This window comes from Enhygromyxa salina, assembly GCF_002994615.1.
Classification (GTDB): Bacteria; Myxococcota_A; Polyangia; order Nannocystales; family Nannocystaceae; genus Plesiocystis; species Plesiocystis salina_A.
In genome coordinates, this window is record NZ_PVNK01000125.1 from 1 (window position 1) to 25,234 (window position 25,234).

General features: G+C 70.9%; 23 protein-coding genes. 9 read left to right on the top strand and 14 right to left on the bottom strand.

Annotated elements, in window-relative coordinates:
* Positions 1-1,213 (top strand): tetratricopeptide repeat protein (locus tag ENSA5_RS35875; protein ID WP_146155617.1); only part of this gene is annotated, 1,213 nt, incomplete at its 5' end.
* A gap of 40 nt (positions 1,214-1,253) precedes the next feature.
* Positions 1,254-1,736, top strand: a complete 483-nt coding sequence (locus ENSA5_RS12490) for an EXPERA domain-containing protein (protein WP_106391872.1) — start codon at positions 1,254-1,256, stop codon at positions 1,734-1,736.
* A gap of 16 nt (positions 1,737-1,752) precedes the next feature.
* Here ENSA5_RS12490 and ENSA5_RS12495 read toward each other — a convergent pair whose 3' ends face one another.
* Positions 1,753-3,840, bottom strand: coding sequence for an ABC-F family ATP-binding cassette domain-containing protein (locus ENSA5_RS12495; RefSeq protein WP_106391920.1), 2,088 nt, complete (start codon positions 3,838-3,840; stop codon positions 1,753-1,755).
* 61 nt (positions 3,841-3,901) lie between these two features.
* Here ENSA5_RS12495 and ENSA5_RS12500 point away from each other — a divergent pair, with 61 nt between their 5' ends.
* On the top strand, positions 3,902-4,438 hold the full coding sequence (locus ENSA5_RS12500; protein ID WP_146155618.1) for a hypothetical protein: 537 nt from the start codon (positions 3,902-3,904) through the stop codon (positions 4,436-4,438).
* Positions 4,439-4,444: 6 nt separating this feature from the next.
* On the opposite strand, the gene ENSA5_RS37565 is transcribed toward ENSA5_RS12500, so the two are convergent.
* The 5 genes from ENSA5_RS37565 to ENSA5_RS12525 are packed head-to-tail and all read right to left on the bottom strand — an operon-like array spanning position 4,445 to position 12,639.
* Positions 4,445-6,199, bottom strand: coding sequence for a DNA methyltransferase (locus tag ENSA5_RS37565; protein ID WP_181197693.1), 1,755 nt, complete (start codon positions 6,197-6,199; stop codon positions 4,445-4,447).
* Positions 6,196-6,633: a c-type cytochrome gene (locus ENSA5_RS12510; RefSeq protein WP_181197694.1), complete on the bottom strand. Its 438-nt coding sequence runs from the start codon at positions 6,631-6,633 to the stop codon at positions 6,196-6,198. Before ENSA5_RS12510 ends, ENSA5_RS37565 begins: the two co-directional genes overlap by 4 nt.
* 34 nt (positions 6,634-6,667) lie before the next feature.
* Positions 6,668-7,519 carry a hypothetical protein gene (locus ENSA5_RS12515; RefSeq protein ID WP_106391875.1) on the bottom strand — a complete coding sequence of 284 codons (852 nt, stop codon included), beginning with the start codon at positions 7,517-7,519 and terminating at the stop codon, positions 6,668-6,670.
* A 24-nt stretch (positions 7,520-7,543) separates the two neighbouring features.
* Complete coding sequence (locus ENSA5_RS12520) at positions 7,544-9,862, bottom strand: ribonuclease H-like domain-containing protein (protein WP_106391876.1); 2,319 nt, start codon at positions 9,860-9,862, stop codon at positions 7,544-7,546.
* Positions 9,859-12,639, bottom strand: a complete 2,781-nt coding sequence (locus ENSA5_RS12525) for a DEAD/DEAH box helicase (RefSeq protein ID WP_181197695.1) — start codon at positions 12,637-12,639, stop codon at positions 9,859-9,861. Before ENSA5_RS12525 ends, ENSA5_RS12520 begins: the two co-directional genes overlap by 4 nt.
* 583 nt (positions 12,640-13,222) lie before the next feature.
* Here ENSA5_RS12525 and ENSA5_RS12530 point away from each other — a divergent pair.
* The gene (locus ENSA5_RS12530) at positions 13,223-13,561 is read left to right on the top strand and encodes a PilZ domain-containing protein (RefSeq protein ID WP_106391878.1); all 339 of its coding nucleotides are present in this window, start codon (positions 13,223-13,225) and stop codon (positions 13,559-13,561) included.
* Between the two features lie 8 nt (positions 13,562-13,569).
* Here ENSA5_RS12530 and ENSA5_RS12535 read toward each other — a convergent pair whose 3' ends face one another.
* Positions 13,570-15,393: a hypothetical protein gene (locus ENSA5_RS12535; protein ID WP_106391879.1), complete on the bottom strand. Its 1,824-nt coding sequence runs from the start codon at positions 15,391-15,393 to the stop codon at positions 13,570-13,572.
* Positions 15,394-15,455: 62 nt separating this feature from the next.
* Complete coding sequence (locus ENSA5_RS12540) at positions 15,456-16,208, bottom strand: lysophospholipid acyltransferase family protein (protein ID WP_181197696.1); 753 nt, start codon at positions 16,206-16,208, stop codon at positions 15,456-15,458.
* 141 nt (positions 16,209-16,349) lie between these two features.
* Here ENSA5_RS12540 and ENSA5_RS12545 point away from each other — a divergent pair, with 141 nt between their 5' ends.
* Positions 16,350-16,988: a DNA-3-methyladenine glycosylase I gene (locus ENSA5_RS12545; RefSeq protein ID WP_106391921.1), complete on the top strand. Its 639-nt coding sequence runs from the start codon at positions 16,350-16,352 to the stop codon at positions 16,986-16,988.
* An 18-nt stretch (positions 16,989-17,006) separates the two neighbouring features.
* Here the strand turns inward: ENSA5_RS12545 and ENSA5_RS37570 are convergent, their stop codons facing one another.
* Complete coding sequence (locus tag ENSA5_RS37570; RefSeq protein ID WP_181197697.1) at positions 17,007-17,588, bottom strand: hypothetical protein; 582 nt, start codon at positions 17,586-17,588, stop codon at positions 17,007-17,009.
* Positions 17,589-17,686: 98 nt separating this feature from the next.
* On the opposite strand from ENSA5_RS37570, the gene ENSA5_RS12560 reads away from it, so the two are divergent.
* Positions 17,687-18,487 carry a hypothetical protein gene (locus ENSA5_RS12560; protein WP_106391882.1) on the top strand — a complete coding sequence of 267 codons (801 nt, stop codon included), beginning with the start codon at positions 17,687-17,689 and terminating at the stop codon, positions 18,485-18,487.
* 5 nt (positions 18,488-18,492) lie between these two features.
* Here ENSA5_RS12560 and ENSA5_RS12565 read toward each other — a convergent pair whose 3' ends face one another.
* Entirely contained in the window at positions 18,493-19,380 is an 888-nt protein-coding gene (locus ENSA5_RS12565) for a universal stress protein (protein WP_181197698.1), read from the bottom strand.
* 258 nt (positions 19,381-19,638) lie between these two features.
* Here ENSA5_RS12565 and ENSA5_RS37575 point away from each other — a divergent pair, with 258 nt between their 5' ends.
* From ENSA5_RS37575 to ENSA5_RS12575, 3 genes are all read left to right on the top strand, one after another.
* Positions 19,639-19,785 carry a hypothetical protein gene (locus ENSA5_RS37575; RefSeq protein WP_181197699.1) on the top strand — a complete coding sequence of 49 codons (147 nt, stop codon included), beginning with the start codon at positions 19,639-19,641 and terminating at the stop codon, positions 19,783-19,785.
* 59 nt (positions 19,786-19,844) lie between these two features.
* Positions 19,845-20,360: a PD-(D/E)XK nuclease family protein gene (locus tag ENSA5_RS12570; protein ID WP_106391884.1), complete on the top strand. Its 516-nt coding sequence runs from the start codon at positions 19,845-19,847 to the stop codon at positions 20,358-20,360.
* A gap of 185 nt (positions 20,361-20,545) precedes the next feature.
* Positions 20,546-21,124 carry a hypothetical protein gene (locus ENSA5_RS12575; RefSeq protein ID WP_146155619.1) on the top strand — a complete coding sequence of 193 codons (579 nt, stop codon included), beginning with the start codon at positions 20,546-20,548 and terminating at the stop codon, positions 21,122-21,124.
* 10 nt (positions 21,125-21,134) lie between these two features.
* On the opposite strand, the gene ENSA5_RS12580 is transcribed toward ENSA5_RS12575, so the two are convergent.
* From ENSA5_RS12580 to ENSA5_RS12595, 4 genes are all read right to left on the bottom strand, one after another.
* Entirely contained in the window at positions 21,135-22,610 is a 1,476-nt protein-coding gene (locus ENSA5_RS12580) for a trypsin-like serine protease (protein WP_258182830.1), read from the bottom strand.
* A gap of 174 nt (positions 22,611-22,784) precedes the next feature.
* The gene (locus tag ENSA5_RS12585) at positions 22,785-23,426 is read right to left on the bottom strand and encodes a hypothetical protein (RefSeq protein WP_106391887.1); all 642 of its coding nucleotides are present in this window, start codon (positions 23,424-23,426) and stop codon (positions 22,785-22,787) included.
* The gene (locus tag ENSA5_RS12590) at positions 23,423-24,235 is read right to left on the bottom strand and encodes an ABC transporter permease (RefSeq protein ID WP_106391888.1); all 813 of its coding nucleotides are present in this window, start codon (positions 24,233-24,235) and stop codon (positions 23,423-23,425) included. Before ENSA5_RS12590 ends, ENSA5_RS12585 begins: the two co-directional genes overlap by 4 nt.
* Positions 24,235-25,182, bottom strand: coding sequence for an ABC transporter ATP-binding protein (locus tag ENSA5_RS12595; protein ID WP_106391889.1), 948 nt, complete (start codon positions 25,180-25,182; stop codon positions 24,235-24,237). The genes ENSA5_RS12590 and ENSA5_RS12595 overlap by 1 nt, the downstream gene beginning before the upstream one ends.
* Positions 25,183-25,234 lie beyond the last annotated feature (52 nt).

The window sequence follows — 25,234 nt, forward strand, 5'->3', positions numbered from 1 at the left end:
GTGGGCGCCCGCCGCCCAGGCCGCCGCCGCCGCCCAGGCCTGGGCTGCGGCGGGAGCCTGGGCGCCACCGCCCGCCAACCCGGCCCCCGCGTGGAGCCCCTCGGCGTCCCCGGCCGAAGCCGATGAGCCGTCCGCGCCGATCTCACGGCCGCAGCAGACCGACCCCGCCTTCCCGCAGCTCTCCGAAGACGAGTTCGTCGACGGTGGGTTCGGCGACGAGTTCGACGACGGCGATTTTGACGACGAGCCGGCCGAGCCCGATCTGCCCGAGATCCACGCCGCCGCTCAATCGGGCCGCCACCGCAAACGACGACCCAAAGCTCCCGCCGCCGAGCCCGAGCGGGCCGACGACGCGCCCGAGCGGGCCGACGACGCGCCCGAGCGGGCCGACGACGCGCCCGCGCGGGCCGCCGACGCGCCCGCACGCCCGAGGGCCACCCCGCCTCGAGACGACGACGACTTCGACGACGACGACTTCGACGACGACGACTTCGACGACGACTTCGACGACGACGACGACGACGACGACTTCGACGACGACGACAGCCTGTCCGACCTGTCCGCGAGCGACCTCAGCACGAGCATGGGCTCGCTCCCGGTCAGCCCGCCCCGCAAGCTGCCGTGGGTCCCGATCGCCGCCGTCGCCGGAGGCCTGGTCCTGGTCCTGGCCTTCGCGTTCCGCGACCAGCTGCTCGGGCCCAGCGACGCCGAGCAGGCCGACGCCGCGGACACCGAGGGCGAGGTCGCCGAGCCCGAGCCCGAGCCCACGCCCGAGCCCGAGACGCAGCCCGAGCCCGAGCCCGAGCCCGAGCCCGCGCCCGAGCCCCCGGCCATCGACCCGGCCGAGCTCGAAGCGAAGATCACCGAGGCGACCAGCCTGGTGAACCGCCAAAAGTACGATGACGCGCGCGTGATCATCGACGAGGTCCTGGCCAAGATCCCCGCCGAAGGCCGCGCCCTCGCGCTCCTGGCCCAGACCCAGCTCGAGAAGGGCAAACTCGAGGACGCCTTGACCACCGCCAACACCTGCGTGGGCGCCGATCCCAACCAGTCCTTTTGTTGGATCACCGTCGCGACCGTGGAGCAGGCCAACGAGAACTTCCCGCGGGCGCTCGAGGCCTACCGCAAGTACCTCGAGGTCGAGCCCGACGGGCAGCACGCCAAGAGCGCGAAGAAGCAAGCCGCGCGCCTCGAGAGCAAGGTCGAAGGCTGAGCTCCGCCGCTGCGAGCTCAACAGCGAGGACGCTGCCTAGGTGCCACCGCTGCGCCATCGCCGGCTCGACCTGATCCTGATCGCGTGGTTCGCGGTGTTCGCGTTCACCTCGCTGGTCATGGAGATGTACATCGTGTTCGACGTGGATCTGCGCAGCGCGACGGATCCCTTCGGCCGCGCGTGGCTGCTGTACACCCGCTGGGATCCGCTCTTTCTCGACACGCCGATGTGGCTGCGGATCATGTGCGGCATCGACGGCTTCGTGTTCGGGCCCTTCTACCTGGTCCTGATCTGGGCGCTGTGGCGCGAGCGCGGGTGGATCCGGGTTCCGGCGCTGCTCTACGTGTCCGCGATCGTCTACTCGACGCTGGTCTACTTCGGCTACGAGTTCGCGGTCGAGGGCGAACGGGCCGACCTCGCGATGGTCGTGCTGATCAACGTGCCGTACACGATCGTGCCGCTGATCCTCGCCTGGCGCATGCGCGCGGCCGATCCCTTCGCGCAGGGCTGCGCGCAGCGCTGACCCGCCGTCGACCGCGTCAGCCTGCGCCGAGCTCTTCGAGCTGCTCTTCGAGCTCCATCGTCGTCAGCTCCCAGCGCTCGCTCAGCTCCTCGAGCTTCGCGGCCGCGGCCTGGTAGTCGTCGAGCAGCGCGCTGCGCCGGGCCTCGTCGCCGTAGACGGCCGGATCCGCGAGCTCGACCGAGCGCTGCTTCTGGCCGTCCTCGAGCTCACCGATCCGAGCCTCGAGCTCGGCGACCTTGCGCTGCAGGGGCTTGAGCCGCTTCGAGCGCCGGGCCCGATCCTGCGCCTCTTGCCGCTTGCGCTCGCGCTCGCGCCCCCGATCTCGCTTGCTCGACCCGCCGGCCTCGCTCGGCTTGGCCTCGGCCGCCTTCGCGGCGCGCCCGGCAGACTGCGGCTGCCGGCTCGGCCCGGCCTTGCCGTCGGCCACGGCGCCGAGCTCCTGGCCGCGCTCGCTCGCGCTCGCGAGGTACTCGTCGAGGGTCCCGGGGTAGATGTCCACAGTCCCGTCGTGGACGTTCCAGATCTTGGTCGCGAGCGTGCGCACGAAGCTGCGGTTGTGGCTGACGAACATCAAGGTGCCGTCGTAGGTCCGCAGCGACTCGGCCAGGCTCTCGCTCGACTCGAGGTCGAGGTGGTTGGTCGGCTCGTCCATCAACAGCAGGTTGCCGGGCTTGATCAACAGCTTGGCCAGGGCGACCCGAGCCCGCTCGCCGCCCGAGAGCACCGCGACCTTCTTGTCGACGTCGTCGCCGGAGTACAAGAACGCGCCGAGGATCGTGCGCACCCGGGTCTGACCGGCGTGGGGATCTTGCTGGGCGACCTCCTCGAACACCGTGAGCTCGCGGTTGAGCGACTCGGCGTGGTGCTGGGCGTAGTAGCCGGGCGTGACCTTGTGGCCGAGCTCGAGCTCGCCGCCGTCGGGGGCGATCTCGCCGGCGATCATCCGCAGCAGCGTGGTCTTGCCGGCCCCGTTGACCCCGATGATGCCGATCTTCTCGCCGCGGCCGACGCTGAGGTCGAGGCCCGGAAAGACCACGTGCTCACCGCCGCCCTCACCACCTTTTGGGTACACCTTCTTGAGCCCGCGGATCTTCACGGCCTCGGCCCCGGACCGCCCGCAGGGCGGGAACTTGAAGCGCATGACCTTGCGCTTCTCGAACAGGGCCACGTGCTCGAGCTTCGCGAGCTGCTTGACCCGGCTCTGGACCGCGCGGGCCTTGTTGGCCTGGGCGCGGAAGCGATCGATGAACTGCTCGGCCTTCTCGCGCTCGCGCTCGACGTTGCGGGCCTTGTTCTCGAGGATGATCTCCTCTTCCTCGCGCTGGCGCCGATAGGCCACGTAGTTGCCCCGGTACTGGCGGACGCCCTCGGGCTCGAAGCTGACCACGCGATCGATCTGCTCGTCGAGGAACTCGCGATCGTGGCAGATCAGCAAGAAGCTCCGGCGGTAGCGCTGCAAGAAGTCGCCGAACCACGCGACCGAGGGCATGTCGAGGTGGTTGGTCGGCTCGTCGAGCAGCATCAGATCGGGGCGCTGAAACAGCAGCGAGCCGAGGACCGCCCGCATCTTCCAGCCGCCGCTGAACTCGCCGAGGTCGCGGCGGTGATCGTCGGCCGCGAAGCCGAGCCCGGCGAGGATCTGGAGGGCCTCGTGCTCCGAGTAGTGCATCTCGAAGTGGGCCTGGCGCTCGTGGAGATCGGCGATCCGCGTGGCCAGATCCATGAGCTCGGGGTCGTCGAGCGGGCGCGCGCCGGCCTCGACCTCGGCCTGGACCCGGGCCAGATCCCGCTCGGTCTGCGTGATGTGCTCACCGAGCTGCTCGCGCCCGGGCACGCTCGCGAGCACGAAGTCGATCAGCGAGCGACCGCCGCCGAGGACGATGTCCTGGGGCAACCACCCGATCTCGAGCCCGCGCGCGGTGGTGATGCGCCCGGCGTCGGGCTTGGCCTCGCCCGACAGCAGCTTGAGCAGCGTCGACTTGCCCGAGCCGTTGGGGCCGATCAGGCCGATGCGCTCGCCCTCGCCCACGCGCAGGTCGAGCTCGTTGACGATGCTCTTGTTGCCGAAGCCGAGCGATACCTTCTCGAAGACGACGAGGCTCACGGGCGCGGTGAATAGCACACCGACCATTGCGCTGGCCGCAACGCGGCATATGCTCGGTGCGATGACCCCGCTCAGCGAAGTCCACGACGCCGGGCTCGCGCGGCTCGATCCGCGCACCCTCGACAAGCTCCGCCGTGGCTTTCCGCTCCGCATGGACCGTCAGGGCAATTTCAGCTTCGAGGGCGACCCGATCACCCACCCGAGGATCATCGCGCTGTTCCGCGCCAGCCTCGACGCGACCGAGGACGGCGAGGTCACGCTCGGGATCGACGGCAAGTGGGTCTACCTCGAGCTCGCCGATCTACCGCTGCGCGCGCTGAGGGTCGACAGGCCCGGCGAGGGCGAGCAGCTGCCGCAGCTGATCCTCGACGACGGCCGCCGCCTGCCGCTGCGGCCCGAGACCCTGTGGGAAGAGCCCAGCGCGGGGCTGCGCTGCACGGTCCCGGCCCGGACCAGCGCTCGCCCGCTCGCGGTCCGCCTGACCAACACCGCGGCGCTCGACCTCTCGGCGTGGTTCGTGGGGGACGAGGGCGACGAGCGTCCCCAGCTTCAGATCGGCGAGCAGCGCTGGCCGATCCCCGAGCACGCCCCGGGCTGAGCTCGGTCAGCCCGCGTCGAGCTCGACCCGGCGCGCGTGGCGGTGGCCGAGGACGTCCTCCCAGGCGACGACCAACGCGGCGCAGCGGGGGAGCTCGGCGACCAGCGACAGCCCCTCGCGGGCCCCCGCGCGGGCCCCGACCCCGGCGCTCACGAAGCACGGTCGCGTCGGGGTCGCGGCGTCGGCGACCGACCACCCGAGCAAGCGCTCCATGAACCCGCGCCCGCGCAGCGCCTCGGGCAGGCGCTCGGGCGCGCGCAGGCGCAGATCGACGAGCTCGACCCGCAGGCGATCGCCGTCGAGCTCGTCGACCTCGAGGATCAGCTCGGGCCGCTCCCACGCTGCGACGCCGCCGTCGATCCACGCGGTCTCGCGCACGCTGGGCTCGAACAGACCGCGCCCAACCTGGATCGGGATCAGCTCCGGGCCGTCACCGGGCGCCGCGGGCTCGAGCTGCGCGCCGTCCTCGTCCGCCCAGTCGAAGGCGAGCAGCTCGACCGCGCGCAATTTCTGGCCGCGGGCTGCGTCGAGCGAGGCCTCGATCGTCGCGCGGGTGACCGGCTGGCCCGGCATCCCCAGGGCCAGCCCGACGTCCCCGCGCCGGCCCGCGAGCGGCCCGCTGCCCGCGCCCTGCTCGGCCCCGAGCTGCGCGAGCATCCACCGCCGCAGCACCTCGAGCGCGGGCTCACCGTGCTCGCTAGCGATCGCCGCGAGCTTCAGCTCGCGCTCGCGCCCGTCAGCCTCGAGCAGCTCGAACGCGGCCCCGGCCTCGACCAGGCGGTTGCGGGCGATCTGCACCGCGGCGTCGGCGTGGTCACAGACGACGAAGGCCCGGCCGAGCTCGTTGGCCACGACCGCCGTCGTGCCCGAGCCCGCGAAGAGATCGGCGACGACGTCCCCGGGCGCGCTCGAGGCCGCGATGATCCGGCGCAGCAAGGACTCGTTCTTCTGGGTCGCCCAGCCGGTCTTCTCGCGCGAGAAGCTCTTGATCTGGATCGAGTCGAGCGAGGCCCGCCCGCTGAGCTCGAGCTCGCTCTGGCCCGCGTTCCACACGTCCTCCATCGCGACCCCCGGGGCCTTCGCGGCCCGGCCCTCACGCCGCTCGTAGCCCTTCGGGTGCGGCACCCAGCTCTTGTTGAAGGTGAAGCGCTGGGGGTCCTTTGTGTAGAAGAAGATCAGGTCGTGGTTGCGGATCCAGTTGCGCGCGCGGGTCTTGAAGCCCGAGACCCAGCCGATGCGCCAGACGATCTCGCGCTGAAAGCAGCCCGGGCCAAAGACCTCGTCGAGGACCAGCTTGACCGCGTGGCCGACGGTCGGATCGACGTGAACGTAGAGGCTCCCGGTCGGCGCGAGCAGCTGGTGGATCAGCCGCAGGCGCGGGTCGAGCATGCGCAGGAAGCCGGCGAGCCCGCCGTCCCAGGCGTCGTCGAAGGCCGGCAGCCGCAGCTCGGCCTCGCTGCCCTCGCGCTTGTCACCGACCCGCCGCAGCAGCGCGAAGCGGTTGCCGGTGGCGAAGGGCGGATCGATGTAGACGAGGTCGACGCTGCCCGGCCGGGCCCGGACCAGGGCCTCGAGCGCGAGCAGGTTGTCGGCCCGGATCAGCTGGTTGGGCGGGATCTGCTGCTGGTCCGCGTCGCCGAGGCGCTCGCGCTCGACCAGCTCGACGCCGTGATCCACGAGCGGCGCCCGCTGACCGTCGACGTACTTGCCGGGCCAGCGCAGCTCGACGCCCCCGGCGTCTTGACCGTGGTCGGCGCTCACTCCCCCGCACGCTCGCGCACGGCGTCGGGGGTCAGCTCGTCGGGGCCGAGCTCGGAATTGGACAGGCTGCGCACGTAGCCGACCAGGACCTTGAGCTCGGCGTCCGAGAACTGATTGCCGAAGGCCGGCATCGTCTTTTGTTCGGGGCCGACCATCACCGGGCGGCCCTGCATGATCGCCTCGCGGATCCCCCGGTCGCCGAGGCTCTCGATGTAGCTGCGGTTGGTCAGGTCGCGGGCGGTCGGCGCGGCCTTCGTCGGGCGCCCGTCGTCGCCGTGACAGCGGGCGCACTGGCGCTCGTAGGTCTGGCGACCGGACATCGGCTGCTCGGGACCCGCGGCGTCAGCGCAGCCGCCGAGCAAGCCCAACATGAGCACGACTCGCCTCGCTCGTACGAGGCTGCGGGGATCGTGGCTGGGTCGCGCTTCGCTCATGGGCCGGGCCATGATTACGCAGCATCGGCCCAGGTCAAGTTGGGCTGTGGACCCCGCGACCGCGCGCGGGCCCGACCAGGCTGCCCGTCACCGGGCCCGAGGGCGAAATCTCTGGCGCGGTCTCCGGCTCGACTGGCTCGGGCCCCGCCTCCGGCTCCGCGTCGGGCGCGAGGGGCATCGGCTCGATCGGCGCGGGCTCCGGTTGGACCGGAGGCGGCGGCTGCGGCCGCAGCTGCGGGACCGCGAGCTCTTTTTGGTCGAGGATGATGAAGCCTTCCTCGTCGACGAGCACCCCCGACGGCGGACGGTACTCGCCGTTGGCGTCGCTGATGCCCAGACGCAGGGCGAGGCTGTCGTTGTAGATGTCGACGGCGCCCTCGTAGCCCGCTCGGGCCTGGCCCCACACGACCCCGGAGGCGATCCCGAACGCGAGCATGCCGAGGCCGCCACCGAGCAGCGCCGCGCTGGTTCCCGTTGGTTTCTCGAGGTCGAGGCCCTCGCGGGCCGACGAGGCGATGCCGCCGAGCAGCACGACCGAGCTCGCGAGCAAGAAGCCCGTGAGCACCCGCGCCGCGCGGATTTTCTTCTCGGGCAGGGCCGCGGCCGAGTTGCGATCTGACCTCAGGATCAGATCCAGGGACTGCCAGTTGCGCGGGCGCGCCCCCAGCTGACTGCCCTTGGTGTAGCGAACGCCGCGAGCGTCCTCCTTTCGGACGATCGCGTTGTCGATGTAGGCCTGATCCCGCTCCTCGCGATCCTCGAGCTGCTCGAGGGCCTCGATGTCCGTCGGGTGCAGCTGCGGCGTGAGCCCGGTGCAACCCGGGGCGCTCATCGCCAGGGCGAGCATGACGACGAGCGGCCGCGCCGTGCGGGGTAGCTGGGTCACCGGTGCGCGACGGTACCACGGTTGTCAGCGAAGCAACCGGTAGCGACGGCGGGCGCCCGAGTCGTCCTCGACCACGCTCAGCAGCTCCGGGCGCGGGACCCCCAACGCGGCACGCGGCGCCGCTTCGGGGCGAGGCTGAGGTCGTTCGGAGCGAGGCTGAGGGGCCGCGGCCCGAACGACCTCAGGGGGTTCGCTCCGAGCCTGAGGTCGCCCCGGGCGAGCCTGAGGGGCTTCGCCGCGGGCCTGAAAGGAGGCGCTCCGAACGACCTCAGGGGGTTCGCTCCGAGCCTGAGGTCGCCCCGGGCGAGCCTGAGGGGCTTCGCCGCGGGCCTCAGGCAGGCCGCCGCGAGCCGCAGGGGCCTCCCCGCGGGCCGGAGGCAGGCCGCCGCGAGCCGCAGGGGCTTCGCCCCGAGCCTCAGTCAGGCCGCAGTGAGCCGCAGGGGCTTCGCCGCGAGCCGGAGGCAGGCCGCCGCGAGCCGCAGGGGCCTCCCCGCGAGCCTGAAGTCGTCCCGAGCAAAGCTGAGCGGGGTCGCTGCGAGCCTGCGAGGCTTCGCCGCGAAGCTGCGGGGCCTCCCCGCGAGCCTGGGAGGCTTCCTCGCGAAGCTGAGCGGGCTCGCCGCGAGCCTCGGAGGCTTCGCCCCGAAGCTGAGCGGGCTCGCCGCGAGCCTGGGAGGCTCCGCCGCGAGCCTGCGGGGCCTCCCCGCGAGCCTCGGAGGCTTCCCCGCGAAGCTGCGGGGCCTCCCCGCGAGCCTCGGAGGCTTCGCCGCGAAGCTGAACGGGCCCGCCGCGAGCCTGAGAGGCTCCGCTGCGAGCCTGCGGGGCCTCCCCGCGAGCCTCGGAGGCTTCCCCGCGAGCCTGCGGGGCCTCCCCGCGAGCCTCGGAGGCTCCGCCGCGAGCCTGCGGGGCCTCGCCGCGAGCCTCGGAGGCTTCCCCGCGAGCCTGGGGGGAGCGCGGCGGCGCCGGGTCACGGATCGGGAGTGACTCGGGTGAGGCGGCGGAGAGCGTTGCAGCCGAGGAACGCTGGCGAGACAGGCGCCGCTCGAGTCGCGCGATCCGCCGCGGGCAAGGCAGCCGCGAGGCTCGGGCCACGCGCAGCGCCTCGCCGAAGTTCCCCGCGTGATGCTCGAGGTGCTTGGCCCACGCCTCGCTGGCCGCGGGACAGCCCGGGTCCCCGCGCCAGGCGGCCTGCCACAGGGTCGCGGCGCGCTCGCGGGCGCCCGCGCGACGCTCGAGCTGCGCGAGCTCGAGCGCGGCCTCCCGCCAGCGAGGATCCCGACCGGGATCGGGCCCAGCTGTGAGCCCACCTGTGAGCCCACCTGTGAGCCCAGCTTCGAGCCCACCTGTGAGCCCGGCCTCGAGCCCGGCTTCGACCCAGCGGGCGAGCAGCATCCGCGCCTGATCTTCGGCCCCGAACTTGATCAGGTGGCGGACCGAGCGCCGCGCCCGGTCGAGGTCGCCGGGCTCGCGGATATCGTGGGCGAGCCGAGCCGCGAGCGCCGGGAGGGTGACCAGGTCGACCAGGTTGTGCTCGCACACCGCCCGCAGCCGACGCTGCGCCCGGAGATCTGCGGGCGCCCGCAGCCACGCCCAGAACACCGCGGGGATCTCGGCCGAGTCGATGTCACCGCGACGACACAGCGCGAGCAGATCACGCTCGAGGGTCGAGAGCCTGCAGTCCTGGCTGCGCCCGCGCTGCATCCTGCGCGCGGGGTGGAGCAGATCGACGTGGTCGACGTCGAGGATCCGGTCACACAGCCCGTAGCGCCGGGCCCGAAGTCGAAGGAGGGGCAGATCGAAGCTCGCCCCGTTGAAGCTGACGAGCGGATCGGCGCCGAGCGTGCGCAGCTTGGCGAGCAGGTCTGCGAGCAGCTCGGCCTCGCCTCCGAGCCGCGAGAGCGTCCACTGGCCCACGCGCAAGCTCGCGCCCTCGTGCCACGCGACGCCGACGACGAAGGGCACCGAGGCGCTGCCGAGGCCGGTGGTCTCGGTGTCGATGAACACGGCTCGCGACCCCTGGGCGGCGCCAAGACAGACGAGGTCGCGCGCCAGCTCCGAGGCGCCAGGCAGCTCGAGCCGATCGAGGCAGCCGCCGAGCGAGGGCGGACGTTGACTGCGCCGCTCGCCAAAGCCACGCGGGCGGTTGGCTGCGGGCTGGAGGGACACGCTGAGCTCGCGCCAGTCGAAGGGCGCGTCGGCCCCGGCCGAGCTCGCTGGGGTCGCCGGCCCAGCTGAGTCACTCGGGACACCCGGGACACTCGGGACAGGCCCCGGGGACGAGCGCTGCTGCCCGGGCTCGAGCCGCTCGAGCGCGCGGGCATGGGCGAGACGCTGAAGTACGTTCATGCCACGCAGCCATCGATCAGGGCCTCGATGGTGGCGATGAGGTCGGCCCGCGCGTGGCGTCGGGCGACGGCCTGGGGATCGAGCTCGGTCCCGCTGGCCTCGGCCACGACCCCCGACGGATCCAACAGCTGCGCGCCCCCAACCGAGCCCAGCGGGTCGAGCGCGAGCTCGGTGCCGATGCAGGTTGGACAGCCGTGGGCGCAGCCACAGCCGCGCACGACCGCGAGCACCTGCTCGAAGAAGGGGCGGCCCAGCGAGTGCGCGCGGGTGGCCAGGCCCGCGCCGCCGGGCAGGTCGTCGTAGAGGTAGACCGTCGGGCGGCCCCCTGCGATCAGCGAGGCCTCGGCCGACGGCTTGCCAGAGCCGACGGGCGCCCACGCGGCCACGCCCTCGGGCCCGGGCGGACCTGAGGCGACGGCGTGGCGCAGATCTCCGACTTCGCACATCAACACCATCGCCGCGACGTGGTGGATCGCGTGGGCTGCGGCGAGCGCGGCGTTGCTGCGGCGGTAGGGATCGCCGAGCCAGGCCAGGAGGCAGTCGGGGAAGCCCCAGTAGGCCGCGACCGTGTGGAGCTCGAGGTTGGGCAGCTTGATCGGGCCGAAGCCGACGTTCTCGTGGGTCCGAAAGCGGAGCTTCTTGAAGCCCGGCACGGCCCGGACGACGTGGGCGTAGCCGGTGCCCGAGGGTACAGCCCGGGGATCTCGGCTGGGCTCGAGGCCGGGCTCGGGGCTGGGCTGCGGGCTCGGCTCCGAGGTCGACACGCCCTCGCGCCCCTCGAGCATCCGGACCCGCAGCTTGCAGACGGCCTCGGTGTAGTAGCTGACCGCGGCCTCGCGCACGTAGGCCTTGCGCTCGTCCCAGTCGAGTCGCCGGACCTCGTAGGTCTTGCCCTCGAGCGGGTAGATCGCGCCTGGGTGCAGGTACAGCGGGCCGTCTTCGAAGTCGACCTCGGCGAGGATCCGACCGTGCTCGGCGCGACCGGGGAGGTCTTCGACGACGGTGAAGTTCTCTTCGATCGAGCCGCGCAGATCGACGCTGTCCGCCGGGTAGGCCGAGCCGATCGCGTAGTAGCGCGCACCTCCGGGTCCCGTGAGGCTGGCGTCGTCTTCGCGCAGCAGCGCGCCGCGCTCGGCCAGGTAGTCGAGCGCCCCGCACAGCTCGGTGTGGTCGAGCTCCCCCCAGCTCGACCACCACGCCTGCTCGTCGCGCGCGTCGGCGCCGGCGGGAGCGCTCGAGCTGCTCGCACAGGCGAAGGGCAGCTCGTAGGCGGCGCAGCGCAGGTGAGGGACGAGGATCTCGGGGTTGAGCGCGTCGACCCGCGCGTGCTCGGGGGGCTCCGAGAACAAGAACTCGGGCGCCGCCGCGACGAACTGATCCAGGGGACGCGAGGACAGGATCATGACCGTGAGCGCCGACTCGAGCCGACGCCCCGCACGCCCTGCGCGCTGCCACGTGGCCGCGCGGGTGCCGGGATAGCCAGCGAGCACGACCGCGTCGAGCCCCCCGATGTCCATGCCGAGCTCGAGCGCGTTGGTTGACGCGACGACCTTGGCCTCTCCGCGGCGCAGCGCGGCCTCGATCTCGCGCCGATGCTCGGGCAGGTAGCCGCCTCGGTAGCCCCGAATGCTGCGACGTGCGCGGTCGACCGCGCCTGGATCGACGGGCCCGGCGAGCTCTGGCGGGCGCTGGAACTGATCGCGCGAGCTGGACTGCTGCATGCGCGCCCATGGCCCAACCGCGCGCCCCCCGAGCGGTGAAGGACGCGGGACCGGACCCTTCACGGGGCTCGAGCTGGCCGCAGAGCCGGTCGCGAGCGGCGAGCGCCCGCGCTCAGCGACCCCGGCCTCGTCCTCGCGCAGGTAGCGGGTGAGCAGCTCGACCGCCTTGCGCGTGCGACAAAAGGCCAGCGTGGTCACGTCGGCGGCGCGCAGCCGAGCGAGGACCGCCCGCGTGCACTTGAGGTAGTCACGGCGTACCCCGGTGAGCGGATCGACGACCTTGGGGTTGACGACCACGAAGGTCCGCGGGCCGACCGGCGCCGAGCTGTGCTCGATGACCTCGAAGTCCCGCCGAGCCGACAGCGACTCCGCGAGCTCGCGCGGGTTGGCGATCGTCGCCGAGCAGGTGATCAACTGCGGCCGCGAACCATGAAACGCGCAGACCCGCCAAAGCCGGCGCAGCACGTTGGCGACATGGCTACCGAAGACCCCGCGGTAGCTGTGCAGCTCATCGATGACGACGTAGCGCAGACCGGCCAAAAACGCGGCCCAGCGGTCGTGGTGGGGCAGTACGGCCCGATGCAGCATGTCGGGGTTCGTCGCAATTACGTGAGCGCGCGCACGGGCTGCGCGGCGTTGATCGGGCGGCGTGTCGCCGTCGTAGGTGCCCGCGCCGACGCACTCGCGCAGCGGCGTCTCGGGACCGACGAGGGCGCGCATCGCTTCGATCTGGTCGCGCGCGAGCGCCTTGGTTGGAAACAAGAACAGCGCGCGCGCGCCGGGATCCTCGAGCGCGGCCTGAACAACCGGGGCCTGGTAGCACAGCGACTTGCCCGACGCGGTCGCGGTTGCGAGGACCAGATCGCGGCCAGCGTGGAGCGCGTCGAGCCCCCGCTGTTGGTGCGCGTAGGGGCGATCGACACCGATCGTCGCGAAGCAGTCACGCACCCGCGCGTCGACCCACGCGGGCCACTCGCCCATGACCCCGGCTCGCGCCGCCGTCCGACGAACGGTGACCAGCTCGACCTCGTCGAGCTCCGTGATCGACGCCAACAAGCGCGCGGCCGAACCTTCGAGGTTCGGCCGCGCAGATAGATCAGGCTTCCCCGCGCACGCAGAAACACCTGAAATTGAAGGAGGATCCGGCGTTTCTGGAAGGAGGGTCCGTGCGCGGGGAAAGCCTGATTGGTGCTCTAGCATCGAACGGAAAATCTCGCCTGCACTGAACGGGTGAGTTGACCTAACACTCGTTCAGCTGAGCCGTCAAGCGGCCGCGAACGCTATTGGATCAAGTTTCGCTGTCCGCGCGATCGGCTCGAGGATCGGCGCACTACACGCACACGCGGGTCCGTGCGGTGCGCGCATGGCCTCTCGGGCCTTCGGCCCACGGGCCGGGTCCCTCCTAAGGTGTTGTGATCGCCTCGCTTTTCGATGGGTCGGGATCTCGGCAGGCCAGGGGCAGGCCAGGCTTGGGGCCGCCTCGACGAGCTCCTCGAGGCCGCGATCGCGGTGCGATCACGGCCCGATCGTCGACGATCGATCGTGTCCGAAAGCAAGCACGACGCGCGAGATCCCGCGGTCGCGCGGACGAAATTTCCCAAAACTGTGGGCACTCGCAGGCGACGCGTAGACTGATCGGGTGGCTGATCAACGGACGCGGCTGAGAGTCGCCGTGCACTATCGGCTGATCGTGCGACACGCGGGGGTCGAGGGTCGCGGACAGACAGAGAACCTCAGCGAACGCGGCGCCATGGCCTCGATCGACGTCGATCCTGCGCTCTGCGCCGGAGACCACATCGAGCTCGACATCGAGCTGCCGGGTCACGGGACCGTGAGCGTGGCGGCCTCGGTCCGGTGGACGTCGACGGTGCTCCCGGGCATGACCGGCCTCGAGTTCACCCAGCCGATCTCGGCCGAGCTCCTCGGCCACATCGCCGAGCTCGTGACCACGGGCGTCGACGAAGCCGAGGGCTTCTAGACGGGCTGCTAGCAGCCCCAAACCAGCTCGGCGCGCCAATCCTCGGGCCACGGCTCGCCGCGGTTGCCGGGGATCTCGATGCCCTCGGCGTCACGCACGAAGTTCTCCACGTCCGCGAACGCGCGCTCACGGTTGTGTTTACCGGCGCGTGCGCGCATCGGCTGGAGGCGACCGCCGGACGCGACGCTGACGACCTCGTGGGGGGCGGGACGCAGATCGACGAGCGCGCCCTTGCGCGCGGCGTTGAGCAGCTGCTCCTCGTTGCCGATCGGGTCGGCGATCGTCTTGGCCTTGAGGGTCCAGACCAGCAGCGAGGTCGGATCGCGCCGGGCGAAGCCCGCGTTGTCGGCCAGCAAGTCCGGCATCCCGAAGTGGGTCTTGCCGATGTCGTCTTGGTTGACCGGCCCCGCCATCATGCAGATGCCCGCGAGGAGGTCACAGTCCTCGGGCATCTCGACCACGCCCATGAGCTCGGCGTAGAGCGCCCCACGGCACGCCGCGGCGCCGACCGCCCGGACCGCGAGATCCCAGTCGAGCCCCGCGGCCTCGACCTCCGGGGCCGAGAGCCCGGCGATGTAGATGCGCTGTCCGGCCAGCGCGAAGGCCTTGCGCCCGCGCTCGGCGTTGCGTGACAGGGCCTTGGCCAGGGGCACGTCGGCCCACTTCGGGATCTCCGCGACGACGCGGTCGGTGATCGTCCCGAGCTTGTCCCGGATCTTGCGCAGGCGCTCCTTGCCCCCGGCCGTGAGCACGTCGACGCGATCGAGCAGGAGCAGGTCCTTGGCCCGCTCGCGGTCGAAGCCGGTCCAGCGCGCGAACGCGTTGTAGGCGGCGCGCCCGGCCTGGATGGTGAAGGCCTCGGGCACGTCCATGTCTTGGCGGGTGTGGTACTGCGGCGGCGCCTTGGCCTCGTTGTTGACCCCGGGCTGGATGCGCTCGCTGCGGAACGCCAACAAGGTCGCGCCGAGCTTGCGCCACAGGCCCGGAGACTCGAACACGACGCGCTCCTCGTCGAGCGCGGCGCCGACCTGAACGACCATCGCGACCTGCCAGCCGACGCTGCGATCTTCGACACCGAGCTTGCACATCCGCTCGAGCCGGGCGATCGCCCCCGCGTTGCGACCGCGAGCGCGGCCACAAAAGGGCGCCTGGAAGATCTGCGCGCGCCGCCGACCCTGCGAGGCGATGATCACCGCCCGCTCCATCGTGTCGGCCAAGATCCCGAGGTGGAGCTGCTGGAGGTAGCCGATCGTGGGGATGTCGTTCTCGTGCAGGAGGCGCTTGCGGACCGCACGGACCGGCACGCTCATCAAGCTGCGGATCGGCTTGTGGCCGACGAAGGTCAGCAGCAGCGTGAAGGGCGTCCGATAGGGCCGCGACAAGATCACGTGGGTGTAGCTGGCGTGATCGAGGACCGGGCCCTCGCCCGGACCGTCGACCCCGGTCATGCTGCGCAGGATGCCGGCGATCGTCGCGCTGTCGTCGGGCCCGAAGCTGACCTGGCGCTGGCCCCGGTAGTTGGTCGACTGGCGCGAGCTGAGCAGGCCGAGCGCGGTCTCCTCGAACAGCTCGGCCTCGGGCAGCGGCTCGACGGGGCCGAAGCCCGACGGCGCCTGCAAGGACAGCAGCTGGAGCGCCTCGCGACCTTCGGCGGCGGTCAGGCCGACGCGCGCCCGGTAGCCGACGGGCGAGCCCGAATCGAGCGCGGTCGGCAGGGAGTAGCGCGTGCGCTTCTCACCCGGGAGAGCAAAGTGAGCGTCTCGCCGCACGCGCTGCTCGACGGGCGGCGGCGCGACGGTCACGAGCTCGAGCGGCTTGGGTTGCTCGGACATTGGGCGGACGGTACCCGAAGCTCGCGGGGCGTCGAGCCTGTCGGTGTGCGGCCGCTCTCAGGTCACTCGAATTCGGCTCGACGAGCGGTGTAGGTCTCGTTGATCACGCGCTCGAGCTCCGCGCAGGCCTCGGCAGAGCCGAGCTCCTTCGGGTCGATCGCCGGCAGGATGATCATGTGGAGCCGGCGGCCCGTGCGGATGCAGCGCGCCTCCTTGCTCAGGGCCTCGTAGGTGCCCAGCAGCACGATCGGCAGGAGCTTGAGCCCGGCGTCGGCGAGGATCCGAATGCCCGCCCGGCGAAAGGGCTGGAGGTGGCCGTCGGGGCTGCGCGTGCCCTCGGGGAAGATCAGCAGGGGCCAGGGGCTGACCCCGGCCGCGTCACGGATGACCGAGCGCGCGGTCTGGCCCTTGCGCCGATCGATCAACACCCCGCGGTTGCGCAGGTACGAGCCGAACACCGGCATCAAGGTGACCGCGCGCTTGGCGATGAAGCTGACCGAATTGGGGAATTCGGCCAGGATCAGGACCCAGTCGAGGTAGCTCAGGTGGTTGCTGGCGACCGCGTAGTGCTCGATCGCCTTGGCGTGCTCGTGGCCCTCGACGGTGACCTTCATGTCGAGGACGGCGAGGATCCGCCTGCACATCAGCCGCGCGATGTGCTGCTCGATGACGCCCTCGCGCCGATCGATGATGTTGCCGACGATCTTGAACCAGTGAAACCAGCTGATCAGGGCGAACAGGCGCACGCCCTGCCACAGGCGGCGGAATTCGTCGGCGATGGGCATCGTCGGGAGGTCGGTGGTGGTTTCGCGCACGACTCGGCGGTTTGCAAGATCGGACCGCAGCATACCTGACAGCTCCGGCCCCAGCCCCTACCCTGGCGGCGTGCGCCGCCTGCTCATCCCCCTCGTCGCCACGATCTCGGCGCTGTCGCTGGCGGGGACCGGGTGCCGCTCATGACCAGGCTGAGTCCGGGTTTGATCCGCGACGAGGGCGAGGTCCGCTGCTCGTGGTGTGGGCAGCACCCCGACTACCGCCGCTACCACGACGAGGAGTGGGGCCTGCCGGTCGCCGACGACCACCGCCTGTTCGAGAAGCTGTGCCTCGAGGGCTTCCAGTCCGGGCTCAGCTGGCTGACGATCCTGCGCAAGCGCGACAACTTCCGCCGCGCGTTCGCGGACTTCGAATTCGAGAAGATCGCCCGCTGGCGGGCGAGCAGCCGGGTCGAGAAGCTGCTCGCCGACCCCGGCATCGTCCGCCACCGCGGCAAGATCGAGGCCACGCTCCACAACGCCAAGCAGGCGGTCGCGCTCCAGCAGGAGTTCGGCTCGCTCGCGGCCTACTTCTGGCGCTGGGAGCCACCCGCGAGCGCGCGGCCCAAGCGCGTGACCAAGGCTGCGCTGACGAAGCTCAGCCACACGCCCGAGTCCACGGCGATGGCCAAGGATCTCAAGCGCCGGGGCTTCCGCTTCTTCGGGCCGACCACGGCCTACGCGTTCATGCAGGCCATGGGGCTGGTCAACGATCACCTCGAGGGTTGCGCCGCGCGAGCGCGGGTCGAGGACGCGCGCGCGCGCTTCACTCGACCCGCTTGATCGGCAGCTGCAGGCGGCTCAGGGCATGCCGTTGTCGCCGCAGTCCATCATGCAGCTGTTGGCCACGCACATGCGCAGCTCGACGAAGCCCGCGACCATCATCGGGTTGTTGACGCCGCACATCATCGCGCAGGTCGGGCCCTCGTTGCCCTCGTCGAGGCACTCCGTGAAGCAAGCGCAGTCCTCCTCGGCCTGGCAGGCCATGACCTCGTCGCAGCAGCTGTCGGCCGTGCACTGGGCGCAGGCCGTGTCGTCGGCGGGGACGCAGACCATGCCGTCGCCGTCCCCGTCTCCGTCGCCGTCGCCCGTGTCGCCGTCGCCGTCTCCGGTGTCACCGTCTCCGTCGCCCGTATCGCCGTCACCGTCGCCCGTGTCACCGTCGCCCGTGTCGCCGTCGCCGTCGCCGTCGCCCGGATCCCCGTCCCCGTCGCCGCCTTCGCCCTCCATCCCCTCGTTGCCGGTGCCGGACTCGTCGCCCGTTCCGCTCTCGCTCCCGCTCTCGCTCTCGCCCTCGCCCGCTTCGGCGGCATCATCACCGCAGCCAGTCAGAGTTGGGAGACACACCAGGGTCGAAGCCAGGATCAGGTTCATGTATCGCATGGGCGCAGTGTTACATCGCGGGGCCAAAACACGAAAGTAGTAGACTCTCGGCGATGGCGGGCAGCTCCGAATCGGGATGGACGCGCTGGCTACCAGCGATGCTCGGCGGTCTGTTGACCGTCGGCGTGGTCATGGCCTACGAGCTCGACTTCATCGAGCGCGAACCCGCCCCCTGCGAGTGCGCGAGCGCTGCCGATGACGACCCGCGCTCGCCGAAACCCCAGCGCCCCTCGACCGCGGGCGCCCGCCCCCACCCTTCGACCCGCGGCGCCGAGACCCAGGCCCTCGCCCTCGAGGATCGGGTCGCGCTGCTCGAGGCCCAAAACGAGCTCCTCGCCGAGCGCAACGTGACCGGCGAGATGTCCTACTACGGCCTCAGCCAGGCCGAGCTCGAGGCCATGGCCCGCCACTGCGACATCCGCATGGACTACCCCAAGCGCCTCGCCGAGCAGGAGGCCGAAGATCTCGGCCTCGAGCCCGCGGAGCGCGAGGCCTGGGACCGCGCCCTCCAGGCCTTCGCCGACCAGGAGCAAGCCTACTACGGCGAGCTCCTGCGCGAGATCGATCCGAGCAGCGCCGACATCGACGAGCTCTCGCTCGCCCAGATCCGTCGCCAGCTGACCCGGGTCGTCGGCCGCGGGCGTGGCCGCGGCGACGACTCACTCCAGCGCGACGTCGCCGAGGAGCGCGCGGGCCTGCGCGAGCCCCCGGCCGAGCCCGAGGCCCTGTCGCCATGGAACCGCTACAACCGCCTCCGCTTCAGCGCGGGCGATCGCTTCGCCGAGCTCCTCGACGACGAGCTCGGACACGATCGCGTCCACGAGCTGCGCAGCGTGTTCGAGGGCTGGCCCGGCGCGCGGACGCGCCAGTGGGGCTGCCCCGGCGAAGCCCACGAGTGAGCTCGTCAGGGCACGACCGCGACCGCGACCGTTGACATCGCCGCCGTCTCCGACGCGACCGAGGGCACGATCACGCGGTGGAGCAGGCCATGGTGGCCCGAGCCCGTGACCACCAGGCAGGCCTTCGAGGTCTGCGCGAAGTCGGCCAGCATCGGCAGCACCGATCCACGCACGACGGTGCTCTCGACGTCGACGAGGCCCTGGTCTTTGATGAACTCGGCCATGCGCTCGCGCCCGCGATCGACGATCTCGTTGGCCAGCTGCTCCCAGCGCTCGCTCTGCAGCAAGCCCGCGTAGCCGAGCTGATCGGGCATGTCGGCGACGTGGACCAGCCTCAGCTTGCGCCCGATCGTGTCTGCGATCGTCCGGGCCCAGGCGAGCGCGCGCTCGGAGCTCTCGCTGAAGTCGACCGCGACGACCACGGGCCCCTCGCCGACGGTCGAGGGCAAGAGATCCGGAGGCACGATGAGGATCGGCAGCTTCAGCCGCCGCAGCAGCCGACGCGCGACCGAGCCCAGCCGCGGAAAGGCCACGCCCGCCTTGGTGCTCGCGCGGCGGCTGACGATCAGCGCCGTGGCCCCGTGGTCGCGGGCGCGATCCTCGAGGATCTCGACCACGTCGCCGCCGAACACCTCGGGCGCGTGGAGGTGGGCACCACGGGCGACCTCGTCGCAGATCTCCTTGCCGCGCCGCTTGAACGCGCCGAGGATCGTCGGCTCGTCGGCGTGGCGGATCAGCTCGACGATCGCGGCGGGCTCGACGACGTGGACGGCCTGGACGTGCCCCGAGGGCTGCAAATTGGCGGCCTTGCACAGCCACAGCGCGTACTGGATCGCGCCGGTGGTCTGAGGTCGGAGATCGAGCCCGAGGGTCAGCTGGAGGGGGCCGGACATGGGGGGACTATGACCAGCCGACGCCGCACCCGCGAGCGCAGGACTTGCGCCAACGGTATCAGCTAACGCAATGATTTCACTGGTCATGAGCGGCCATCTACCTGATCGGCTCTGAACCGCGTCGGGTGCAGTGCGGCCGGGGCCCTTGCGTCTACTGGCCCAGCACGGTCATCGATCTCGACCATCCGGTGTTCGACCTTCGCTGCGACGAGCTCGAGCTCTACACGATGGATCAGACCTGCGTGCTCGGGCTGGGGCGTGGTTGTCGACGCCGCTGGTGCTCGGTGGCTGGAGCCTGATCCCCGCGCGCCCGGCGTGGTCGACGGCTGGCTCGGCTGCACCTTGATGTGGGCCCGGGTCGGGCTGCCGATCTACCCGAGCCTCGGGGTTCAGATCCGGTATTGAAGTGATCGCGACTCCGGGCGAGCGTTCGACCTCCTCGTCGACGTCGGTATGATGGGCCCGTGCCCGTGCCCTACCTGGTCCTCGGCCTGCTGCTCGGCGCGCTGGTCTCGCTGTGGGTCAGACGTGCCTGGCGGCGGGCCCGGATGCGTCGGCGCTTTCGCCGGGCGCGCGCGGGCGAGATCGCGGCAGAGGAGCTGCTGAAGAAGCGGGGCTTTCGGATCCTCGACGAGCAAGTTCGTCGACGACAGCACATCTTCGTCGACGGCGAGCGGCTCGACTACGAGGTCCGGGCCGATCTTTTGGTCTCGCGCTGGTGGCGGACCTACGTGGTCGAGGTCAAGACCGGAAAATCCGCGCCCAACCCCAAGACCACCGCGACCCGTCGGCAGCTGCGTGAGTACGCCGCGGTCTATGACGCCGATGGCTTGCTCCTCGCCGACATGAGCGCCCGGGAGCTGTACGAGATCGAATTTCCCCCGAGCCGGAGCCAACGCCAGCGGGCTCGCACGACCACCGCCTTCATCCTTGGCGCCATCGTCGGCGTGGCCCTGGCCGTGCTCGTGGGCGGCTTCTAATCAGCCTGCGCTTCTTGCTCCTCGTGAACCAGTAGCGGCGCGGCGCCCGAGGGGAACGACGCAAGTCCTACCGGCGGCGCGCTCGCCCGGCGGATGCGTGCAGGTGATGCTATGCCAGTACAATCGCTATCCCGCGCTATTGATAGTGGCGCAATTTGTACCACTAATTCAAGAGAGGATTTATCATGAAACAAGGGACAATCATTGTCACCACTCGTGCGAGCTTACTCGCGGTGTTCATGGTCTCTGGCTGCGTCGACTCGACCCGAACCACGGACCACGAGACCAGCAAGGTCCTCAATCTATCCGACTACAGCGTGGTCCCCGGCGCGAGGGCGACGATCGAGCGCAAATCAGATCGGCTCGAGTTCGAGGTCCTGACCCACGGCATGCCAGGGGCGGTCTACACGGTGTGGATGTGCGGCTGGGACGACCCCTCGGCGTGCGCGGCGACCCATTGCACGCGCGAGGAGCTCGAGGCCGAGATCGGCGGAGCTTTTTGCCAGTACGGCGGCGGCGCGATCGCGGACGAGGCCTCGGGTCGCGTGATGATCAGCGGGCGCTCGGACGTGAGCTCGGAGCGCGTCATCGGCGACGGGCTCGACAACATCCCCGGCGCCGAGATCCACCTCGTGGTCCGCAGCCACGGCGTCGGGCTGACCGGAGCCGAGCTCTGGGCCGCGCTGACGAGCTTCAACGGTGGCTGCCCGCCCAACACCTGCATCGACGAACAGGCCGCGATCTTCATCGCGCCCGCCCAATAGCGCCCTCCGATCAGGCCCGGCGCCGCCGCAGACCGAGCAGAGCGAGCAGCGCGAACATCCCGATCGCGCCCGCGCGCCCGCCCGCGTCCGAGCCGGCCGAGCAGCTGCACCCGACCGTCGCCTCGCCCGCGAACCCGAAGCCGCCCTCACCGAGGCCGTCATCGAGGCCGTCATCGCCGGTGCCACCGTCGTCCTCACCTCCGTCGCCGCCCTCATCTTCGTCGCCGCCCTCCCCTCCGTCGTCGCCCGTGTCACCCGGGAGCTCGGGCGCCTCCTGATCGACCCCAATCGCGATCACGTCGGCCGCCGACTCGTTGCCGACGAAGTCGGTCGCGACGGCCTCGATGACGTAGCCGCCGGGTCCGAACACCAGGCCCCACTCGTAGGGCTCGCTCGCGTCGACGTTGCCGGGGAAGTCCTGGCCGTTGATCCTCAGGCTCACGTCGGCGACGCCGAAGCCGTCGCCATCGTCAGCGCTGACCGAGATCGAGACGTCGACCTGGGTCTCGCCGCCCGGGACCATGAACACGGTCCCGGTCGCGGGCGAGACGATGTCGACGCTCGGCGGATCGGGGTCTTCGCCCGATCCAAACGGGTCCCCGCACAGCGCCGAGAACCCGCTGACCGGCCCGTCGGAGCAGCCCGTCGACCAGTTGCCCGCGCCGTTGGCGGGATCGAGCGGGATGCCGCCGCAGTCCGGCGTCGGGGCCCAGTCGCCGTTGCTGTCGTGGCAGGGCGTGATGTCGAGGCCCGAGTCGCTCTCGATCCACGGGATGGCCTCGTGCATGAGCGAGAAGATCCCGCCCTGCCCGCAGGTGCCGCCGCCCGAGGTGATGCCGAAGGATCGCCAGGTGTCGTCGCCACCGAACTCACTCTTGAGCTTGATGTAGACCGGCCCGCCCGAGTCGCCCTGGCACGCGTCCTTGCCCCCGCCGCCGATCACGGCCTGGTCGTTGATCGCCTGGATCGTGGTCGTGACCTCGCGCTTGCTGCCGCTGCCGCCGTTGTCACTCTGACCGAAGCCGACGATCACGACCTCGCGGCCCGCGGTGATCGCCGAGACGTCACAGCCCCACGCGGGCGGGATGATCGGCACGTCGGTGACCGGCGAGTTGAGAAGGCAGTAGCCGAAGTCGGTCGCGCCGACCTGGCCGTTGTAGTCGGGGTTCGAATAGCAGGTCGCGCCGACGTCGCGTGCACCACCGCCTAGGCCCTCGCCAAAGCTGACCGTGCCCGCGCGACCGTTGGGCGTGTCCGGGCAGTGCGCGGCGGTGATCACGACGCTCGGGTGGACCAGGGTGCCCGAGCAGCTCCAGCCGCCGAAGGACAGGTACACGGCCGACGGCCAACCGCAGGTCTGGGCCGCTGTCCCCCCGTAGATGCTCGGATCCTGCTCGACGCCGATCTCGATCTCGCCCTGCGCCTCGGTCCCACTTGGCGGACCCTCGGCGCTCGCGAGGCCAGGGATCAAGAGCGCGGCACCCACGAAGGGGGCGGCGATGCCAAGTGATCGACGCGGCAGCGAAACTCGCATTTCAAATGCTTCGCACGAAGCTCATGAAACGACAAGTGCGCGGTTGGGACCGGACTGGATCACCGAGCTGTGCTGACCGGACTCGGGCAGCGCCCAGCCCCCGGGTCCGCCAATGTGGGAAAGGGCTCACATCAACAGGATCCAGCCGACCATCAGGACCAGGATCGAGCCGCCCCAGCGCAGGGCCGGGCGCGGGTCGAGGCGGCCCTTGGCGTCGATGCCCTGGACGAAGAAGCCGACGCAGCCGATCAACCACCCCCCGAAGCAGGCCGCCGCCAACAAGCTCTGCCAGCGTGACCCGAGATCTTCGTCGAGCTCGGCCGCCCACCGCTCGCGCTCGCTCGGGACCGAAGCGGCGGCGGCCTGACGGGCCATGAGCTCGACGATCGCCAGGTTGGCCGCGCGCAGCTGCTCGGGATCGACCACGCCGATCGCCCGGGTCCCGAGCAGCGCCCCACGCAGCTCGCGCCAGGCCGCGAGGGCCTCGTCGAGCTCGCCAGTCTCGGCCGCGAGCTCAGCGATCTCCTCCAGCCGCGCCCGCGCCCGATCATCGTGGGAGGCGATCGGAAGCCGCCACCGCGCCGCGCGACCGAGGTGGCGGATCTGCGCGTCGACGTCACCGAGCTCGGCCGCCGCGTCTGCCTGGCGCAGCTCGCCGCGCCCGTCGATCCAGGCCCGCACGACCAGCGGCCCGAGGACCAGGACCAGCGCGAGCGCGACCCACCCGATCCGCCGCGCGACCGCCGATCCCCTTGGCCCCTCGCTCATACGAAATCGCGGCGGCGGAACAAGAGCACGGCCGCGACCAGACACATCCCGCCGTAGGTCATCGCGTAGACCGCCGCGCTGCCGACGTAGGCCCAGCTGACGAAGCTCTCGTGGACGCTGACCACGGTCTCGTCGAAGTTGGCGCCGGACACGAAGAACATCCGAAAGTCGGGCAGCAGATCGAGCAAGACCTCGAGCAGCGATCCGCCCGCGGTGTCCTCGAGCTTGCCCTGCGCGAAGGCCTCGAGCTCCGCGGTGTTGCGCCCGATCACCCACAGCGCGCCCGCGAACATCGCCGACAGCCACGGCGAGCTGAAGCTCGAGAACAACATTGCGACCGCCATCAACAACAGCAGCTCGAGCAGGATCAAGATCTCGGCCCGAACCATGATCACGCCGTGGTGCCCACCTTGCGCGACCAAAAAGCCCCACAGCACGACGCTCATGAGCACGACCAGCGCGGTCATGGTCACGACCAGGCCGAGGTACTTGCCGAGCAGGAACTCGTGGCGGTGCAGCGGCTTGGGGATGATCGCGTAGACGGTCTTGCGCTCGAGCTCCTTGCTCAGCAGGTTGACCCCCAAAAACAGCGCGATGACCACGCCGAAGATGCTGATGCCCGCGAGCCCGAGATCCTTGATGATGCGGATCTCCTCGTGGAGCGAGAGCTGGCCGAGGACCAGCGAGAAGGCCATCAGCGCGACGGCGAACATCACGAGGATCGCCAGGACCTTGTTGCGCACGGCCTCGCGGAAGGTGTTGAGGGCGATCGCCCACATCCGGTTGAAGCTGGCCCCGATCGCCCCCATCAGCTGCGCTGCTCCTCCGGGCTCAGGCCCGCGTCACGCACGAAGAGCTGCTCGAGGGTCTCGCGCTGCGGCGTGACCGAGCTGACCTCGCCGCCGCCCGCGAGGATCGCGGCCAGGAAGCGGTCGAGCTGCTCTTGGGCCTCGGCGACGAACACCTGGCCCTCGGAGCTGCTCGAGTGCGAGGCGGGGAACTGCTCGCGGAGCTGGGCCTGAAGCGCCTCGTCGCCCTGCCACAGGACCTCGATCCGGTGGACCTTGGGGCTGAGCAGCTCGCCGAGCGGGCCGACGTCGCGGAGCTTGCCCTTGACGATGATCGCGACGCGATCGCACAGGAGGTTGGCGTCGGCGAGGATGTGGGTCGAGAAGAACACGGTCTTGCCCTGGGCACGCAGGTCGAGGATCAGCTCGCGGACCTCGCGGCGCCCGATCGGATCGAGGCCGCTCATCGGCTCGTCGAGGACCACGAGCTCGGGGTCGCCGATCAGCGCCTGCGCGAGCCCGACGCGCTGGAGCATGCCCTTGGAGTAGCTGCGCATCGCGCGACCCTGCGCCATCGCCAGGCCCACGCGCCCGAGCAGCTCGGCCGCGCGCTTGTCTCGCGTCGCCCGGTCGAGGCCGTAGATGCGTCCGACCATGTGGAGGTACTCGGTCGCCGACAGGTAGTCGTAAAAATAGGGGTTCTCGGGCAGGTAGCCGATCCGCCGCTTGGCGTCGAGGTCGCCGACCTCGGCCCCGAGGATCGTGGCCTTGCCCGCGCTCGGGTGGATCAGACCCATGAGCATCTTCATGGTCGTGGTCTTGCCCGCGCCGTTGGGCCCGAGGAAGCCGAACACCTCGCCGGGCTCGACCGCGAAGCTGATCCCGTCGACGGCGACGGTCCGCTTGCGCAAGAAGCCGCGCACGAACTCCTTGCGTAGGCCCTCGACCTCGAGCACGGGCGCGGTCATGCGGTGGACAGGATACAGAACATGGCGGGTATTTACAGGCTACAGTCCCTCC